This window comes from Roseomonas indoligenes (assembly GCF_017813365.1).
GTDB classification, from domain to species: domain Bacteria; phylum Pseudomonadota; class Alphaproteobacteria; order Acetobacterales; family Acetobacteraceae; genus Roseomonas; species Roseomonas indoligenes.
On the sequence record NZ_JAGIZA010000016.1, the window covers coordinates 1 to 14,697 of the forward strand.

Genomic DNA, 14,697 nt, shown 5'->3' on the forward strand with positions numbered 1-14,697 from the left:
CCCGTACCCGCGAAGCCCTCTGGACCACCATCGGGCGCCTGCTCGACACCTTCACCCAAGCCGAGTGCAGAAACTACCTCGCCAACTCAGGATACGCGTCCGAGTAAGCTGGAAATGCTCTAGGCCTTATGGGCGGCCCGCAGGGGGCTTCGCCCCGTGCAACCTCCACCGGGGTGCCAAGGGCCACCCCGGACCCCGCGATCCGGCTGGCGCGGACGCGACAAGGAAAGGAGTCGCGGAATGGTCTTCGACACCGTGTCGGCCCGGGCCGTGCTGTCAGTCGCCTAAGGCCATCGACCTCAGGCGCGCCATCGGACGAGCATCCCGCGGCAGCCCGGTAGAAAAAGATGAGAGGGAGTCCAGGGGGAGAGACTCCTTCTCTCCCCCTGGGGCCACCAGACCCGAACAGAACCTCAGAGCGTCTCGAGGATGAAACGTCCGTTCGTATAGACGCAGATATCGCCCGCGATGGTCATGGAGCGGCGGGCGATCTCCTCGGCGGAGAGGTCGTCCACGGTCATCAGGGCGCGGGCGGCCGCGAGCGCATAGTTGCCGCCGGATCCGATGCCGATGATGCCGTCCTCGGGCTCCATCACGTCGCCCTGGCCGGTGATGAGGAGGGAGCGGTTCGCGTCCGCCACGGCCAGCAGGGCTTCGAGCCGGCGGAGGTAGCGGTCCATGCGCCAGTCCTTTGCCAGTTCCACTGCGGCGCGCTCCAGCTGGTCGGGGAAGCGCTCCAGCTTCGCTTCCAGGCGCTCCAACAGGGTGAAGGCGTCGGCCGTTGCGCCGGCGAAGCCGGTGACGACCTTGCCGCCGGCGATCTTGCGGACCTTGCGGGCATTGTTCTTGACGATGGTCTGGCCCATGGAGACCTGGCCGTCGCCGGCCATGGCCACCTGGCCGTTCTTACGGACGCAAAGGATGGTGGTGCCGTGCCAGCCCAGGGGGTCGTGTGTGTTGGTGGTGGTATTCATGATGGGTGCCATGTGAGGGAACCCATGTGGCGATGCCCGGTCCGCGTTGCAATCCGATGCCGGCGGGCCTGTTCCGCCCGTGCCGCGCAGCACCTATCTGCGGGCGCATGATCTAGGGGCGGGCATGAGCGCGGCGGGGCTTTCCATTCGGGGACCGGCTGTCCGGGGAACCGGCCTTCCCGGGCCGGCGCTTCCGGCACCGCGCCTGCCGCGCGCGGGGCGGCGCGGGCTGCGGCCCCGTGGCCGCTGGCGGTCCCTGGCGCTCGCCCTGTCCCTGCTGCTGCACCTGGCGGCGGGGTGGTGGCTGCTGTTCGGCATGCCGAAGAAGCCGATGGAGGAGCCGTCCGCCCCCTCGGCCGTGGACGTGGTGTTCGACGGGGGCGAGGAGGTGGCGGTGCCCGCCCCGCCCGGTGGCGCCCCGGCGCCGCCCGAGCCGCCGGGCGAGGCCGCGCCTCCACCCCCGCCATCACCGGTGCCCCTGCCGCCCGTTCCGCTGCCGCCGGTGGCCGCAGCGCCGCCCGTCCCTTTGCAGCCGCCCGAACTGCCCCCGGTGCCGGCTCCGCCCGCGCCCGCCGTTCCGCCGCCCCCGGCGCCGCCCCTCGCGCAAGCGCCCGCCCCGCCGCTTCCCGCGCCGCCCGCCGCCGCGCCGCAGGCGCCCCTGCCGCCCGTGGCGCGCACGCTGCCACTCCCGCCCCTTCCTGCGCCGCGGGCGCCCTCCGACTTCGCCCTGCCGCCGCCCCCGCCTTCCACGGAGAGCGCGCGCGAGGCGGATGTGGCCGCCCTGCCCCTGCCGCCACCCCCGGCGCCGGAGCCGCCCGCTGCCCCGCCTGAGACGGCGGCCCGGCCGCCCGCGCCGCAGCGGCCCCAGCCGCAGCCCCAACCTCGACCCCGGCCGCGCCCGGCCGCGCCGGCCAATCCCTTCGCGGGGGCGATGGACCTGGGCAGCGGGATCACCGTCGGCCGCCCGGCGCCGCCGCCCGGCGCGGTTTCCCGCCCCAACCGGGATGCGGGCGCCGCCGGCGTCGCCAATCCCGACGCGCCGAACGCCCAGATGCGGATTCGCGGGGCCAATCTCGGCGCGGACTGGCGGGCGGCCTTCATGGCCTGGCTGCGCGCCCACGGGTACTACCCCCGACAGGCCGTCGAGGCGGGGGAGGACGGGACCGCCGTGGTGCGCTTCACCGTGGCGCGGGACGGGCGGGTCAGCGGGCTTCAGCTCATCGGCCGATCCGGCTCCATCTGGCTGGATGCCGGGGCGCAGGCGCTGCTGCGGGACCGGATCGTGCCGCCCTTCCCGGCCAGCACGGTGGAGAACAGCGCGGAGATCGACCTGACGATCAACTACATCCTGCGCCGGCGCTGACGGCTTGTTCCGTCCCTCGTCCCATGACGGTGACGCCGCCCTCGCCGGGGTCTAAAGGACCGCCATGGACGCTTTCCCCCGCCGTGCCGAGATCAGCCGCGAGACGAGCGAGACCCGGATCCACCTGACGCTGGATCTGGACGGCACCGGCCGGGCGGCGATCGCGACCGGGATCGGCTTCCTCGACCACATGCTGACGGCCCTGGCCCGCCATTCCCTGACGGACCTGGCGGTGCGGGCGGAGGGCGACCTGCACATCGACTTCCACCACACCACGGAGGACGTGGGCATCGTGCTCGGGCAGGCCATCCGCAAGGCACTGGCCGACAAGCGGGGCATCCGCCGCTACGGCCAGGCGCTGGTGCCGATGGACGAGGCGCTGGCGGAATGCGCCATCGACATCTCCGGCCGCCCCTTCCTGGCCTGGTCCGCGGCCTTCCCGCGCGACAAGGTGGGGGAGATGGATACGGAGCTGTTCGAGGAGTTCTTCCGGGCGCTGGCCATGAACTCCGCGATGACGGTTCATCTGACCCAACGGGCGGGGACCAACGCGCACCACATTGCGGAGGGGCTGTTCAAGGCCTTCGCCCGCGCCCTGCGGATGGCGGTGGAGATCGACCCGCGCGCCGGCGATTCGGTTCCCTCCACCAAGGGCATGCTGGAAGCCTGATGCGGGTCTTCACCATTCATTCCCGCGACGGCGGCAAGCCCCGCGCAAGGCTGGTGCCGGAAGGCTTTTCCGGCTGGGCCTTCCTGTTCGGCCCGCTCTGGCTTTTGTGGCGAGGGCTGTGGCTGACCCTCCTCGGCTATCTCGCCCTCGCCGCCGCCATCGCCTTCCTGCCCGACCCCTGGGAGGGCTGGGCGGGGATCGCGCTGCAGATCCTGCTCGGCTTCCACGCGCACGACCTGGAGCGCTGGACGCTGCGCCGCCGCGGCTATGCCATGGGCGGCGTGGCCGCCGGGGCGGATGAGGAGGAGGCGACGCTGCGCGCCCTCCGCGCCCAGCCGGCCCTGGCCAGGGGGATGATGGCGTGAGACTCGCGATCGTCGATCCCGGCTCGGGCAACCTCGCCTCCGTCCGCCGCGCCTTCGAGCGGGCGGCGCATGAGGAAGGGGTGTCGCTGCTCGTCCAGGTGACCACGCATGCGGAGGACGTGCTGGCGGCCGACCGCGTGGTGCTGCCGGGCCAGGGCGCTTTCGCCGCCTGTGCCCGCGGCCTCGCCGCCCTGCCCGGCATGGAGGAGGCGCTGCGCGAGAGCGCGATCCAGGGGGGCCGCCCCTTCCTCGGCATCTGCGTGGGCATGCAGCTGATGGCGGAGCGCGGGCTGGAGCACGGCAACACGCCCGGCCTCGGCTGGATCAAGGGCGAGATCGCGCCCATGGACCCGCGCGGCGCGGACGGCGCCCCCTTGCCCCTGCCGCAGATGGGCTGGAACGCGCTGGAGCCGCATGCCGCCCACCCCCTGCTGGCCGGGCTGCCGGAGGGCGCGCACGCCTATTTCGTCCACTCCTACGCCCTGAGCGGCGGCCGGAGGGAGGAGCTTCTGGCCAGCGCCGCCTATGGCGGCGACGTCGCGGCCGTGGTGGGCCGGGACAACCTGGCCGGCACCCAGTTCCACGTGGAGAAGTCCGGCCCTGTCGGCCTGCACATCCTCAGGAACTTCCTGCGCTGGGCACCATGAAGCAGGACACGCATTCCCTTTCCGTCGAGCGCGTGACCGCGCTGGACGAGGCCGACATGGCCGACCTCTGCGAGGCGACGGACGCCGCCATCATCGAGGGCGGCGGATTCGGCTGGCTCGCGCCGCAGGGGCGGGAGGCGTTGACGCGCCACTTCAGCGGCGTGCTGCTGGTGCCGGAGCGCGAGCTGTTCGTGGCGCGGCTGGACGGCCATCCCGTCGGCTCCGCCCAGCTCCTCCGCCCCGCCCGCAACAACGAGGCCCAGGCCTGGGCCGCGCAGCTCACCCACGCCTACATCGCCCCTTACGCGCGCGGGCACGGCCTGGCCGGGATGCTGGTGCGCCGGGCGGAGGAGCGGGCGGCCGCGCTGGGCCACCGCGTGCTGAACCTGGACGTGCGGGAGACGCAGGAGGTCGCCATCGCGCTGTTCGAGCGCCATGGCTACGTCCGCTGGGGAACCCACCCCGCCTATGCCCGGATCGACGGCCGCACCGTGGCCGGGCACCACTACTACAAGCTGCTGGACCCGGCCCGGGGCCGCCCGACCGGGACGCTCTTCGCGCAGGACCCCTGATGGACTTCATCCCCTACCCCGCCATTGACCTGAAGGGCGGGCAGGTCGTGCGCCTGAAGCGCGGCGACATGGACCAGGCCACCGTCTACGGCGACCCCGCCACCCAGGCCGCCGCCTTCGACGCCGCCGGCTTTCCCTGGCTGCACGTGGTGGACCTGGACGGCGCCTTCGCCGGGCGCCCCGCCAATGCCGAGGCCGTGCGCGCCATCCTGGCCGCGACGAAGCGCCCCGTGCAGCTCGGCGGCGGCATCCGGGACAATGCCACCATCGAGGCCTGGCTCTCCGCCGGCATCGCGCGCGTCATCCTCGGCTCCGCCGCCGCCAAGAACCCGGACTTCGCACGCGAAGCCTGCCGCGCCTTCCCCGGCCGCGTCGCCATCGGCATCGACGCCCGCGACGGCCGCGTGGCGACGGAAGGCTGGGCCGAGACCGGCAGCCTCACCGCCCTCGACCTCGCGCTCATGCTGGAGGATGCCGGCGCCGCCGCCATCATCCACACCGATATCGACCGCGACGGAATGCTCGGCGGCGTGAACGTGGCCGCCACCGCCGCCCTGGCCGAGCGCCTCTCCACCCCCGTCATCGCCAGCGGCGGCGTGGCGGGGCGCGCGGACCTGGACGCGCTGCGCGCGACCGGGCGCATCGCCGGCGTCATCATCGGGCGGGCGCTCTATGACGGGCGGCTGACGGCAGGAGAGGCGTTGGGGGTTTCCTGACGCCGGCCAGGGGCGCCGCCCCCTGGAACCCCCGGGCAAACGCGAAGCGTTTGTCCCGAGCCAAGGGTCTGAGGCTTTTGGGTCCCCACAGGGCTGCCGCCGCGCCGACGGGACACGGGCCTTCTGCTTGAGCGGCCCGGTCCTGGCCTTGTAGTCGCCTCGGGTCACGGACCCGAGGCACACCGTCAGCCGAGCCAGACCAACTCTTAAAAGAAGATGATGGTGAGGGGTCCGGGGAGAGGAAGAATTCCTTCTTCCTCTCCCCGGGACAGACCGACAGCCAAAAGCCGCACGAACCTGCCGGCGAGGCGACCAAATGCCCCCTGATTGACGATCCGGTATTTTTGCACGACCGATATGGAATCGGTCCATCTGCCTGTGCCGGGCCGTCAAAACCCAAGGAGGAACCATGATCCCTCGCGCCATGATGACGACGGCCGTTCTGGCTTGCTCTCTCGCGCTTCTCGGCAGCGGCGGTGCTTCTGCCCAGAGCAACAACCCCGATTTCCGGCTCAACAATCGCACGGGGTCGACGATCAACGAGGTTTACGTCTCCTCCTCAGCGCGAGCCAACTGGGGCCGGGATTTGCTGGGCGACAACACCCTGCCTTCCGGGCAGAGCCTCAACGTCGTCCTGCCCGCGGGGCAGTGCATGAACGACATCCGGGTGGTCTACGCGAATGGCGCGGCGCAGGAGCGGCGGCAGGTGAACACCTGCGGGATCACGGACTTCAACTTCACCCGATAGGGCTGGGCACGGCGCCCGGCCCAGGGGCGATCGCTACATCACCGTCGGCGGCATCCCACCCGGCCCCGGGCCGATGGGCGGGATGTCCGGCCCGATCGGGTCGTTGTCCGGCCCGATGGGGTCGCTGCCCGGGATCTCCGGCGTGGGCGGCGGTGGCGGGGAGATGGGGCCGGGCACCGGGTTCTCCGGCCCGGGTGCGGGGCCGGGCGCGGGGGAAGGGTTGGGCGGGGTGATCTCGGGGGTGTCGGACATGAGCATTCCCTCTCTTCGGAAGGGATGAACGCGCCAGGGGTCGGGTCGTTCGGGGGAATGAGCCTCGACTCCGTGGGGCCCCGCCTTTAAGGCGCCGGGCCATGGCCCCTGCCCTCTCGCTGACCGGCGCGCTGGACCGACTGCCGGAGGTGCGGCGGCCGCGGCTGCTGCTCTCGCTGCTCTGCCTGCTGATGTGGGCGCCGGGGCTCTTCTCCCTGCCGCCGGGGGACCGGGACGAGGCGCGCTTCGCCCAGGCCAGCCGCCAGATGGTGGAGAGCGGCGACTATGTCCGCATCCGCAACGGGGTGGTGGAGCGCAACAAGAAGCCCGTGGGCATCCACTGGGCCCAGGCCGGCATCGTCCAGGCGATGGAGGCCTTGGGGCTGCCGGCGCGGGGATGGATCGGCAGCTACCGGCTGGCCTCCGCCCTGGGGGCGTGGCTGGCGGTGCTGGGGACCTTCTCGCTCGGGCGGGCGCTGGTGGGGCGGCGGCCGGCCTTCCTGGCGGCGGCGCTGCTCTCGGCGACCCTGTTGCTGGTGGTGGAGACCCACATCGCCAAGACGGACGCGGCGCTGCTGGCGAGCATCGTGGCGGCCATGGGGCTGATGGGGCGGGCCTATCTCGCGCCCTCCGCCTTCACGGCCCGGGCGGCACTCGGCTTCTGGCTGGCGCTGGGGGCGGGCGTGCTGCTTAAGGGGCCGATCGCGCCCATGGTGCCGCTGCTGGCCGGGCTGACCCTCTATGCGGCGGATCGGGGATGGCGGACCGGTGCGCCCTGGCTTCGCGCGCTGCGGGCGCATTGGGGCATCCCGCTGATGATCGCCTGCGCCCTGCCCTGGCTGGTGGCGATCGGCATCGCGACGGAGGGCCGCTTCTTCCAGCAGGCGCTCGGCGGCGACATGCTGAACAAGGTCGGCTCCGGCGAGGAGGCGCATTGGGGTCCGCCGGGCTACTACCTCCTCACCTTCGGGATCGCGGCCTTCCCCGGCGCCTTCCTGGTGCTACGCGCCCTTCCCGGGGCCTGGGGCGCGCGGATGCGGCCGGGCACGCGCTTCCTGCTGGCCTGGGCGGCGCCGACCTGGCTGCTGTTCGAGGCGGTGGCGACGAAGCTGCCCCACTACGTCCTGCCCGCCTATCCCGCGCTGCTGCTGCTCGGCGCCGCCTGGGCCTGCGACCCGCTGCGACGGCCCGCGCCCCGCTGGCTCGCTTGGCTGGGCTGGGCGGCGCTGTTCGGCACCGCCATCGGGCTGGCCGCCGGCGCCGTGGCCCTGCCGATCCTGGCCGATGGCCGGATTTCCCTCCCCGGGCTGCTGGCCGTTCCCCTGGCGGCGGCGCTGCTCTGGGCCGTGGCCAGCGCCGCCCGCAACAGCGAATGGTCCCGCGCCGGCCTCTCCGGCGCGCTCCTCGCCGTGCCCCTCTACTGGGCCCTGCTGGGGGGCGTGCTACCCCATCTCACCGCCCCCTGGGTCTCACCCCGCGTCGCGGCGATGGTCGCGGCGGAGGAGGTGCCGGCAGAGCGCTTCGGCATCACCGGCTTCCACGAGCCCTCCCTCGTCTTCTCCGCCGGCACCGCCACGAACCTGCTGGGCAGCGGCGCTGAGGCTGCCCGCTTCCTCGCCGCCGCCCCGGACCGCGTGGTGGCCGTGGAGGGCCGGGAGGCCCCACGCTTCGAGGCCGAGGCCGCCGCCATCGGCCTGCGCCCCCGGGCCGTGGGCCGGGTGGAGGGCATCAACTACGTCCGCGGCCGCCGCGTGGCGATCACCCTGTTCCGGGCAGGCTGAGCCGTGCTGCAGACCATCGCCGATATCATCGCGGCCACCGGCACCTTCGGCATCTTCCTGCTGATGCTGGCCGAGAACATCTTTCCGCCCATTCCCTCGGAAGCCATCATGCCCGTGGCCGGCTTCGCCGCCGCGCAGGGCCAGATGGACCCGCTGGCCGTCTTCCTGGCCGGCACCGCCGGTGCCGTGCTCGGCAACGCCGCCTGGTACGAGGCGGCGCGCGCCATCGGCCAGGCCAGGATCGAGCATCTTGCGAACCGCTATGGCCGCTACGTCGGGATCGTCGGGGAAGACATCCGCGCTGCCAGCAAGGCGCTGCTGCGCTGGGGGGCGCCGGCCGTCCTGATCTGCCGCTGCCTGCCGGGGCCGCGCACCCTGATCTCAGTCCCCGCCGGCATCGCGCGCATGCGCCGCCGGGTGTTCTACCCCGCGACCATCCTCGGGACCGCCCTCTGGACCGGCTTCCTCATGGCCGCGGGATGGTGGCTGCAAGGCCAGTGGGAAGCGATCGGGCACTGGATGGAACCGCTGGGCGTGGCCGTGATCGCCGCCTGCGTCGTGGTCTATGCGTGGCACCTCTGGCGCACGCGGCACCGCTGGAAGCGCGGGATCGAGAACTCGGGGGAATGAGAGACAGCGGGGCCGGGTGTCCGCCCCCGAACTTCGCCGGGATTTCTTCGACCCTGCGAGCCGGGCAACGCCGCGCCGGCGGAGAAGCACCCGGGAATACGTCGTTCGCACAGGAGGCTTAGGGCGCTACGGCTCTCGCCCGGGCCTCAATCCATTCTTCGCGCCCCAGGCGCGCGGAGAGGCGGCGCGTCGGCTCCTCGACCAGCCGGTGCAGCGCCGTGGCGGCCAGTAGCGCATAGGCGAGGGCAGCCGCCATGGTGGCCGCGGGCGGCCAGCCCCAGCGGGTCAGGACCACCATAATCGCGTAGCCGGACACGGCGTGCACCACATAGAGCGGGTAGGAGATGGCGGCGAGGCGTGTGGGCCAGCGCCATGCCGGGATGCGGTGACGCAGTGCGTGGGCCGCCACGAAGAGCGCTGCCATGGCAAGGTAGGACGGGGTCTGGGAGTCCAGCCGCGCCACCGGCCACCAGCGCAGCAGAAGCGCGACGGCGAGGAGAAGGGCGGGGATGACGAGGAAGGCCGCGCGGCGCCACCGTGCGTCAGCCTCGGCCAGATGCAGCACCGTACCGACCATCATGAAGAGCAGCATCGGGGCGGCCAGGGAGAGGCCGGCGAAGGCGTGGCGCAGCGCACCCGGCGGCCAGCCAGCCCAGGCGGGGAACAGGGCGAGGGCGGCACCCGCTAGGCCGACGCCCAGCGGATAGAGAAGGAACGCGGCCGAGCGGGCAAGCAGGGCGGGCGCGGCCAAGGCAGCGAGAAGGTAGAACCAGACCTCGATGTCCAACGTCCAGACGATGCCGTCCAGCGTGGGGCGGCCGGTGAGCATGTGCGGCCCGGGCAGAAGGTTCAGGACAATATCCAGGGGATCCCGCGGAAAGGTGCCGCCGAGAAGGCGCCCGACCCCGAGGATAACCAGGGCCTGGAGGGCGAAGCCGATCCAGTAGGTGGGCATGAGCCTCACGAGGCGGGCAACGAGAAAGCTGCCCGGGCTGCGGCCCCGCAGGCTGAACGGGATGACGTAGCCGCTGATCAGGAAGAACAGCGCCACCCCAGCCGCACCGAACTGGAAGGTGCCGAGAAGGATGGGAATCGTGAAAGCCAGGCCCGCTGGTGGAGTGGCGAAAGCGGGCGGCAGCCCCGTCATCTCCGCGACGGCAGGCTGGTTGTGCCAGAATACCGCGCCGAAATGGGCGATGACGACGAGCAGTGCCGCGATGCCGCGCAGCTGGTCGGCAAAGGCGACCCGGTTGCCGCGCGCCGCCACTCGCCCCTCAGCGCGTCGGCCGGGGCTTTTCGCCCGAGTAGTCGTAGAAGCCGCGCCCGGTCTTGCGGCCGAGCCAGCCGGCCTCGACATGCTTCACCAGCAGCGGGCAGGGGCGGTACTTGCTGTCGCCCATGCCCTCGTGCAGCACCTGCATGATGGCGAGGCAGGTATCCAGGCCGATGAAGTCCGCCAGCTCCAGCGGGCCCATGGGCTGGTTGGTGCCGAGCTTCATGCCGAGGTCGATGGAAGCCACGTCGCCCACACCCTCGTGCAGCGTGTAGACGGCCTCGTTGATCATCGGCATCAGGATGCGGTTGACGATGAAGCCGGGGAAGTCCTCGCTCGTCGCGATGGTCTTGCCCATGCGCTCGGCCAGGGCGACGGTGGCCTGGTAGGTCGGCTCGTCCGTGGCGATGCCGCGGATCACCTCCACCAGCTTCATGACCGGCACCGGGTTCATGAAGTGCATGCCGATGAAGCGCGGCGCGCGGTCCGTGGAGGCCGCGAGGCGCGTGATGGGGATGGAGGAGGTGTTGGTCGCGAGAATGGCGGAGGGCTTCAGGTGCGGGCAGAGGGCGGCGAAGATCGACTTCTTGATCTCCTCCCGCTCGGTCGCCGCCTCGATAACGATGTCGGCGCCGGAGAGCGCCGCCATGTCGGTGCCGGTGGAGAGCCGGCCGAGCGCCGCGTCGCGGTCCTCGGCCGAGAGGGTGCCCTTCGACACCTGACGCTCCATGTTCTTGCGGATGGTGGAGAGCGCCTTCTCCAGCGCCTCCGCCTTCACGTCGATCATGGTGACGGCGAGGCCTGATGCGGCCGCGACATGCGCGATGCCGTTGCCCATCTGGCCGGCGCCGATGACGCCGACGGAAGAAATGGTCGGCGTCGTCTCGCTCACTTGGAGAGCTCCGCCTCGATCTCCGGGATCAGCTTGAAGATGTCGCCGACGAGGCCGTAGTCGGCCACCTGGAAGATCGGCGCCTCCTCGTCCTTGTTCACGGCCACGATGACCTTGCTGTCCTTCATGCCCGCCAGGTGCTGGATGGCGCCGGAGATGCCGAAGGCGATGTAGAGCTCGGGGGCCACGATCTTGCCGGTCTGGCCGACCTGCTGGTCGTTCGGGGCATAGCCCGCATCCACCGCGGCGCGGGAGGCGCCGACGGCGGCGCCGAGCTTGTCCGCGATGCCGTCGAGGATGTGGAAGTTCTCGGCGGAGCCGAGCGCGCGGCCGCCGGAGACGACGATGCGGGCCGCCGTCAGCTCTGGCCGCTCGCTCTTCACGATCTCGGCGCCGACGAAGGAGGAGACGCCCGGATCCGCGGCGGACGGCGCGGCCTCCACGGTCGCGGAGCCGCCCTCGGCCTCGGCCGGGTCGAAGGAGGCGGCGCGAACGGTGATGACCTTCTTCGCGTCGGAGGACTGCACGGTGGCCAGCGCGTTGCCCGCGTAGATCGGGCGCACGAAGGTATCGGCATCCACCACGGCGGAGATGTCGCTGATCGGCTGCACGTCCAGCAGCGCGGCCACGCGCGGCATGACGTTCTTGCCGAGCGCGGAGCCGGGGGCCAGCAGGTGGGTGTAGTTCCCGGCCAGCGCCTGGAGCAGGGCGGCCGCGGGCTCGGCCAGCAGGTGCTCGGCGGGATCGTGGATCACCTTGGCGACGCCCGCGATCTTCGCGCCGGCCTGGGCAACCGCCTCCGGCCCGATGACCAGCAGGTGGACCTCGCCGAGCTTGCCGCCAGCGGCGATGGCGGAGCGGGTGGGCTGGTTGATGGCCTTGCCGTCGTGGTCGGCGAGAACGAGGACGGTCATCTTCAGATCACCTTGGCTTCGTTGCGCAGCTTGGAGACGAGCTCGGCGGCCGAGGCCACCTTCACGCCGGCCTGGCGCTTGGCCGGCTCCTCCACCTTGATCACCTTCAGCCGGGGCGCGGTATCCACGCCGAGGTCGGCGGGCTTCATCGTCTCGATCGGCTTCTTGCGGGCCTTCATGATGTTCGGAAGGCTGGCGTAGCGCGGCTCGTTCAGGCGCAGGTCGGTGGTGACTATGGCCGGGAGCGTCAGCTTCACCGTCTCCTGGCCGCCATCCACCTCACGGGTGACGGTCGCGGCGCCGTCGGCGACCTCGACCTTGTTGGCGAAGGTGCCCTGACCCCAGCCCAGCAGGGCGGCGAGCATCTGGCCCGTGGCGTTCATGTCGTCGTCGATGGCCTGCTTGCCCATGATGACGAGCTGCGGCCCCTCCTTCTCGACGATCGCCTTCAGCAGCTTCGCCACCGCGATCGGCTCGACCGCGCCCTCGGCCTCCACCAGGATGCCGCGGTCGGCACCCATGGCGAGGGCCGTGCGGATCTGCTCCTGTGCCTGGGCCGGGCCGATGGAGACGGCGATGATCTCCGTCGCCACCCCCTTCTCCTTCAGGCGCACGGCCTCCTCGACGGCGATCTCGTCGAAGGGGTTCATGGACATCTTGACGTTGGCGGTCTCGACGCCCGAGCCATCGGGCTTCACCCGGACCTTGACGTTGTAATCCACCACGCGCTTGACGGGGACGAGGAGCTTCATGCCGGCTGACGGGTCCTCTGGCGGGCACCGCGAGGGGTTCGTCGGTGCGTTTGAGGGACCGCGGGCGGCCCCTGGACAGGCTGGCGACGCTCCGCCGCAAGAGGGGCAGGGCTTCGCTTCCACGGAATCAGGCGGGGTCTATAAGGCGGCCCCCGGAAGGCGGCAAGCGGGCCGGGGCGTCCGCGTTTCAGCCCCGCATCAGGTAAAGCAGCAGCGCGAAGAGGACGATGGTGACGGCCTGGAGCGTCACGCGCCAGCGCATCAGCGCGTTCGAGCGCCGTGGGTCGCCGTCCTCTCGGACGAGGCCGACCATGCCGAAGAGCAGCGTGCCCAGGGTGGCCAGCATCCCCAGGGCGACGAGGATCGTGAGGAAGGTGATCATGGTGACGGGGATGTGGGCATGCCTCACGCCCGCGCAACGGTCCCGTCACGAATCAGCCGCGCCGTTTTCCCTTGGCCTGCACCTCCGGCACCGGCTCCGGCGCCGCCATCTTCCGCACCACCGTCAGCAGCGCGGCCTTGGTGGAGAAGTCCAGCTCGCGATAGGCGCGCAGCAAGGCCTCCTCGTCCCCTGCCAGCAGGCCGAGGCTGCCCTGCTCCTCCTCCAGCATCTCCGCCGGCGGGGCCACGTCCGGGTCCATCCCGACGAGCCAGGAGACGGAGGTGCCGAGCACCTCGGCCAGGCGCACCAGCCGGGCGCCGCGCGGCACCGTCGCCGTGCCGTCGCGGAGGCGCAGCAGGAAGTCCGGGGGCAGGCCTGCCCTGCGGAAGGCCTCCTCCGGCGAGAGTTCCAGCCGCTCCAGGCGGGCCTCGATCAGCTCCACCATAGGCGGCGGGTCGGGGGGTAGGTCCGTCATGGCTCTGGGGCGGGTCTCCGGGTGGCAGGGTTGCGGCAGGGCGGCTGGAAGCGGCGCCCTCCCCGGTGGAGTATGGTGTGCCGGGCAGCCCTGCGCCGCCCGCAGCAGATAGAGGGGAGGTGGGCATGGCGGAACCGGCGGACCGGCGGATCCCGGACCTGTTCGGGATCGAGCTGCCGATTATCCAGGCGCCCATGGCCGGGGCGACGACGCCCGCCATGGTCGTGGCGGCCAGCGAGGCGGGTGGCCTCGGCTCCCTCCCCGGCGCGCAGTACGCACCCGACAGCTTCCGGGCCGCGGTGGCGGAGGTGCGGGCCGGCACGCGCCGCCCCTTCAACCTGAACTTCTTCGCCCATGACACCCCGCCCGAGGACCCGGGGCGCCAGGCCGCCTGGCGCGCGCGGCTGGAGCCCTACTACGCGGAGGCCGGGCTGGGCCCGGATACCCCGCCCTCCGGCGCCGGCCGCGCCCCCTTCGACGAGGCTTTCTGCGCCGTGCTGGAGGAATCGCCCCCCGCCGTGGCCAGCTTCCACTTCGGCCTGCCCGCGCCCGCCCTGCTCGCCCGCGTGCGGGCGGCGGGCTGCAAGGTGGTCGGTTGCGCGACCACCGTCGCCGAGGCGGTGTGGCTGGAACGGCAGGGCGTGGACGCCATCATCGCCCAGGGCTTCGAGGCGGGCGGCCATCGCGGCAATTTCCTGACCCACGACATGGCCACCCAGGTCGGCACCATGGCCCTGGTGCCGCAGGTGGTGGACGCGGTGCGGGTGCCCGTGATCGCCGCCGGCGGCATCGCGGATGCCCGCGGCGTGCGCGCCGCCCTCGCCCTCGGCGCCTCGGCCGTCCAGGTCGGCACCGCCTACCTCCTCACCCCCGAGGCCCGGATCCCCGCCCTGCACCGCGCCGCGCTGGAGCGCGCCACCGACGACGGCACGGCCCTGACTAACCTCTTCACCGGCCGCCCCGCGCGCGGGATCCTCAACCGCCTGATGCGGGAGGCCGGCCCCCTCTCCGACATCGCCCCGCCCTTCCCCACCGCCGGCGCCGCCCTGGCGCCGATCCGCGCGCGGGCGGAGGCGGAGGAGCGGGACGATTTCACCAACCTCTGGGCCGGACAGGCGGCGGCCCTGGCCCGGCCGATGACGGCGGGGGAGCTGACGCGGCGACTGGCGGGGGTTTGATCCTTCACTGTCGGTCTGTCCCGGGGAGAGGAAAAAGGAATTCTTCCTCTTCCCGAACCCCTCACCATCATCTTTTTCTTCGAGTTGGTCTGGCTCGGCTGGCGGTGCGCCTC

The 14,697-nt window shown here is 72.1% G+C and carries 18 protein-coding genes and 1 pseudogene; 11 read left to right on the forward strand and 8 right to left on the reverse strand.

Translation table 11 applies throughout. From position 1 onward, the window contains the following. Positions 1-107, forward strand: a pseudogene (locus tag J5Y10_RS28090) (IS630 family transposase); the annotation flags it as partial. A 306-nt stretch (positions 108-413) separates the two neighbouring features. Here J5Y10_RS28090 and hslV read toward each other — a convergent pair. Beyond that, positions 414-986 (reverse strand): ATP-dependent protease subunit HslV, encoded by a 573-nt coding sequence (gene hslV, locus J5Y10_RS21050; RefSeq protein ID WP_245214939.1) that lies wholly within the window; start codon positions 984-986, stop codon positions 414-416. A gap of 112 nt (positions 987-1,098) precedes the next feature. Between hslV and J5Y10_RS21055 the strand changes: the two genes are divergently transcribed. The 7 genes from J5Y10_RS21055 (at position 1,099) to J5Y10_RS21085 (ending at position 6,055) form a co-directional block, all read left to right on the forward strand. Then, positions 1,099-2,337 (forward strand): energy transducer TonB, encoded by a 1,239-nt coding sequence (locus J5Y10_RS21055; protein WP_209376085.1) that lies wholly within the window; start codon positions 1,099-1,101, stop codon positions 2,335-2,337. A 64-nt stretch (positions 2,338-2,401) separates the two neighbouring features. Further along, positions 2,402-3,007, forward strand: a complete 606-nt coding sequence (gene hisB / locus J5Y10_RS21060) for an imidazoleglycerol-phosphate dehydratase HisB (protein ID WP_209376086.1) — start codon at positions 2,402-2,404, stop codon at positions 3,005-3,007. Further along, positions 3,007-3,372 (forward strand): DUF2628 domain-containing protein, encoded by a 366-nt coding sequence (locus tag J5Y10_RS21065; protein WP_209376087.1) that lies wholly within the window; start codon positions 3,007-3,009, stop codon positions 3,370-3,372. The genes hisB and J5Y10_RS21065 overlap by 1 nt, the downstream gene beginning before the upstream one ends. Further along, on the forward strand, positions 3,369-4,019 hold the full coding sequence (gene hisH, locus J5Y10_RS21070; protein ID WP_209376088.1) for an imidazole glycerol phosphate synthase subunit HisH: 651 nt from the start codon (positions 3,369-3,371) through the stop codon (positions 4,017-4,019). Before J5Y10_RS21065 ends, hisH begins: the two co-directional genes overlap by 4 nt. Further along, complete coding sequence (locus tag J5Y10_RS21075; RefSeq protein WP_209376089.1) at positions 4,016-4,591, forward strand: GNAT family N-acetyltransferase; 576 nt, start codon at positions 4,016-4,018, stop codon at positions 4,589-4,591. The genes hisH and J5Y10_RS21075 overlap by 4 nt, the downstream gene beginning before the upstream one ends. After that, on the forward strand, positions 4,591-5,307 hold the full coding sequence (hisA, locus tag J5Y10_RS21080; RefSeq protein ID WP_209376090.1) for a 1-(5-phosphoribosyl)-5-[(5-phosphoribosylamino)methylideneamino]imidazole-4-carboxamide isomerase: 717 nt from the start codon (positions 4,591-4,593) through the stop codon (positions 5,305-5,307). The genes J5Y10_RS21075 and hisA overlap by 1 nt, the downstream gene beginning before the upstream one ends. A gap of 409 nt (positions 5,308-5,716) precedes the next feature. Further along, the gene (locus J5Y10_RS21085) at positions 5,717-6,055 is read left to right on the forward strand and encodes a hypothetical protein (RefSeq protein ID WP_209376091.1); all 339 of its coding nucleotides are present in this window, start codon (positions 5,717-5,719) and stop codon (positions 6,053-6,055) included. 33 nt (positions 6,056-6,088) lie between these two features. Here the strand turns inward: J5Y10_RS21085 and J5Y10_RS28575 are convergent, their stop codons facing one another. Then, positions 6,089-6,307: a hypothetical protein gene (locus tag J5Y10_RS28575; protein ID WP_209376092.1), complete on the reverse strand. Its 219-nt coding sequence runs from the start codon at positions 6,305-6,307 to the stop codon at positions 6,089-6,091. Positions 6,308-6,408: 101 nt separating this feature from the next. Between J5Y10_RS28575 and J5Y10_RS28580 the strand changes: the two genes are divergently transcribed. After that, a complete protein-coding gene (locus J5Y10_RS28580) occupies positions 6,409-8,088 on the forward strand; it encodes a phospholipid carrier-dependent glycosyltransferase (RefSeq protein ID WP_280855700.1) in 1,680 nt (559 codons plus the stop codon). Positions 8,089-8,091: 3 nt separating this feature from the next. Continuing rightward, positions 8,092-8,718: a DedA family protein gene (locus J5Y10_RS21100; protein WP_209376093.1), complete on the forward strand. Its 627-nt coding sequence runs from the start codon at positions 8,092-8,094 to the stop codon at positions 8,716-8,718. Positions 8,719-8,836: 118 nt separating this feature from the next. On the opposite strand, the gene J5Y10_RS21105 is transcribed toward J5Y10_RS21100, so the two are convergent. The 6 genes from J5Y10_RS21105 to J5Y10_RS21130 all read right to left on the reverse strand — a co-directional run bounded on the left by J5Y10_RS21105 (position 8,837) and on the right by J5Y10_RS21130 (position 13,406). After that, complete coding sequence (locus J5Y10_RS21105) at positions 8,837-9,985, reverse strand: acyltransferase family protein (RefSeq protein ID WP_209376094.1); 1,149 nt, start codon at positions 9,983-9,985, stop codon at positions 8,837-8,839. A 7-nt stretch (positions 9,986-9,992) separates the two neighbouring features. Beyond that, complete coding sequence (locus J5Y10_RS21110) at positions 9,993-10,883, reverse strand: 3-hydroxybutyryl-CoA dehydrogenase (protein ID WP_342452979.1); 891 nt, start codon at positions 10,881-10,883, stop codon at positions 9,993-9,995. Further along, the gene (locus tag J5Y10_RS21115) at positions 10,880-11,797 is read right to left on the reverse strand and encodes an electron transfer flavoprotein subunit alpha/FixB family protein (protein WP_209376095.1); all 918 of its coding nucleotides are present in this window, start codon (positions 11,795-11,797) and stop codon (positions 10,880-10,882) included. Before J5Y10_RS21115 ends, J5Y10_RS21110 begins: the two co-directional genes overlap by 4 nt. A 2-nt stretch (positions 11,798-11,799) precedes the next feature. After that, positions 11,800-12,549: an electron transfer flavoprotein subunit beta/FixA family protein gene (locus J5Y10_RS21120; RefSeq protein ID WP_209376096.1), complete on the reverse strand. Its 750-nt coding sequence runs from the start codon at positions 12,547-12,549 to the stop codon at positions 11,800-11,802. Between the two features lie 187 nt (positions 12,550-12,736). After that, a complete protein-coding gene (locus tag J5Y10_RS21125; protein WP_342452980.1) occupies positions 12,737-12,958 on the reverse strand; it encodes a twin transmembrane helix small protein in 222 nt (73 codons plus the stop codon). A gap of 25 nt (positions 12,959-12,983) precedes the next feature. Then, positions 12,984-13,406: a hypothetical protein gene (locus J5Y10_RS21130; RefSeq protein WP_209376097.1), complete on the reverse strand. Its 423-nt coding sequence runs from the start codon at positions 13,404-13,406 to the stop codon at positions 12,984-12,986. A 125-nt stretch (positions 13,407-13,531) separates the two neighbouring features. Between J5Y10_RS21130 and J5Y10_RS21135 the strand changes: the two genes are divergently transcribed. Then, positions 13,532-14,584, forward strand: coding sequence for an NAD(P)H-dependent flavin oxidoreductase (locus J5Y10_RS21135; protein WP_209376098.1), 1,053 nt, complete (start codon positions 13,532-13,534; stop codon positions 14,582-14,584). The last annotated feature ends 113 nt before the right edge of the window (positions 14,585-14,697 follow it).

Coding starts and splice junctions, on each gene's coding strand:
- hslV (WP_245214939.1), bottom strand. CDS start 986: ATGGCACCCATCATGAATACCACCACCAACACACACGACCCCCTGGGC.
- J5Y10_RS21055 (WP_209376085.1), top strand. CDS start 1,099: ATGAGCGCGGCGGGGCTTTCCATTCGGGGACCGGCTGTCCGGGGAACC.
- hisB (WP_209376086.1), top strand. CDS start 2,402: ATGGACGCTTTCCCCCGCCGTGCCGAGATCAGCCGCGAGACGAGCGAG.
- J5Y10_RS21065 (WP_209376087.1), top strand. CDS start 3,007: ATGCGGGTCTTCACCATTCATTCCCGCGACGGCGGCAAGCCCCGCGCA.
- J5Y10_RS21075 (WP_209376089.1), top strand. CDS start 4,016: ATGAAGCAGGACACGCATTCCCTTTCCGTCGAGCGCGTGACCGCGCTG.
- hisA (WP_209376090.1), top strand. CDS start 4,591: ATGGACTTCATCCCCTACCCCGCCATTGACCTGAAGGGCGGGCAGGTC.
- J5Y10_RS21085 (WP_209376091.1), top strand. CDS start 5,717: ATGATCCCTCGCGCCATGATGACGACGGCCGTTCTGGCTTGCTCTCTC.
- J5Y10_RS28575 (WP_209376092.1), bottom strand. CDS start 6,307: ATGTCCGACACCCCCGAGATCACCCCGCCCAACCCTTCCCCCGCGCCC.
- J5Y10_RS28580 (WP_280855700.1), top strand. CDS start 6,409: ATGGCCCCTGCCCTCTCGCTGACCGGCGCGCTGGACCGACTGCCGGAG.
- J5Y10_RS21115 (WP_209376095.1), bottom strand. CDS start 11,797: ATGACCGTCCTCGTTCTCGCCGACCACGACGGCAAGGCCATCAACCAG.
- J5Y10_RS21120 (WP_209376096.1), bottom strand. CDS start 12,549: ATGAAGCTCCTCGTCCCCGTCAAGCGCGTGGTGGATTACAACGTCAAG.
- J5Y10_RS21130 (WP_209376097.1), bottom strand. CDS start 13,406: ATGACGGACCTACCCCCCGACCCGCCGCCTATGGTGGAGCTGATCGAG.
- J5Y10_RS21135 (WP_209376098.1), top strand. CDS start 13,532: ATGGCGGAACCGGCGGACCGGCGGATCCCGGACCTGTTCGGGATCGAG.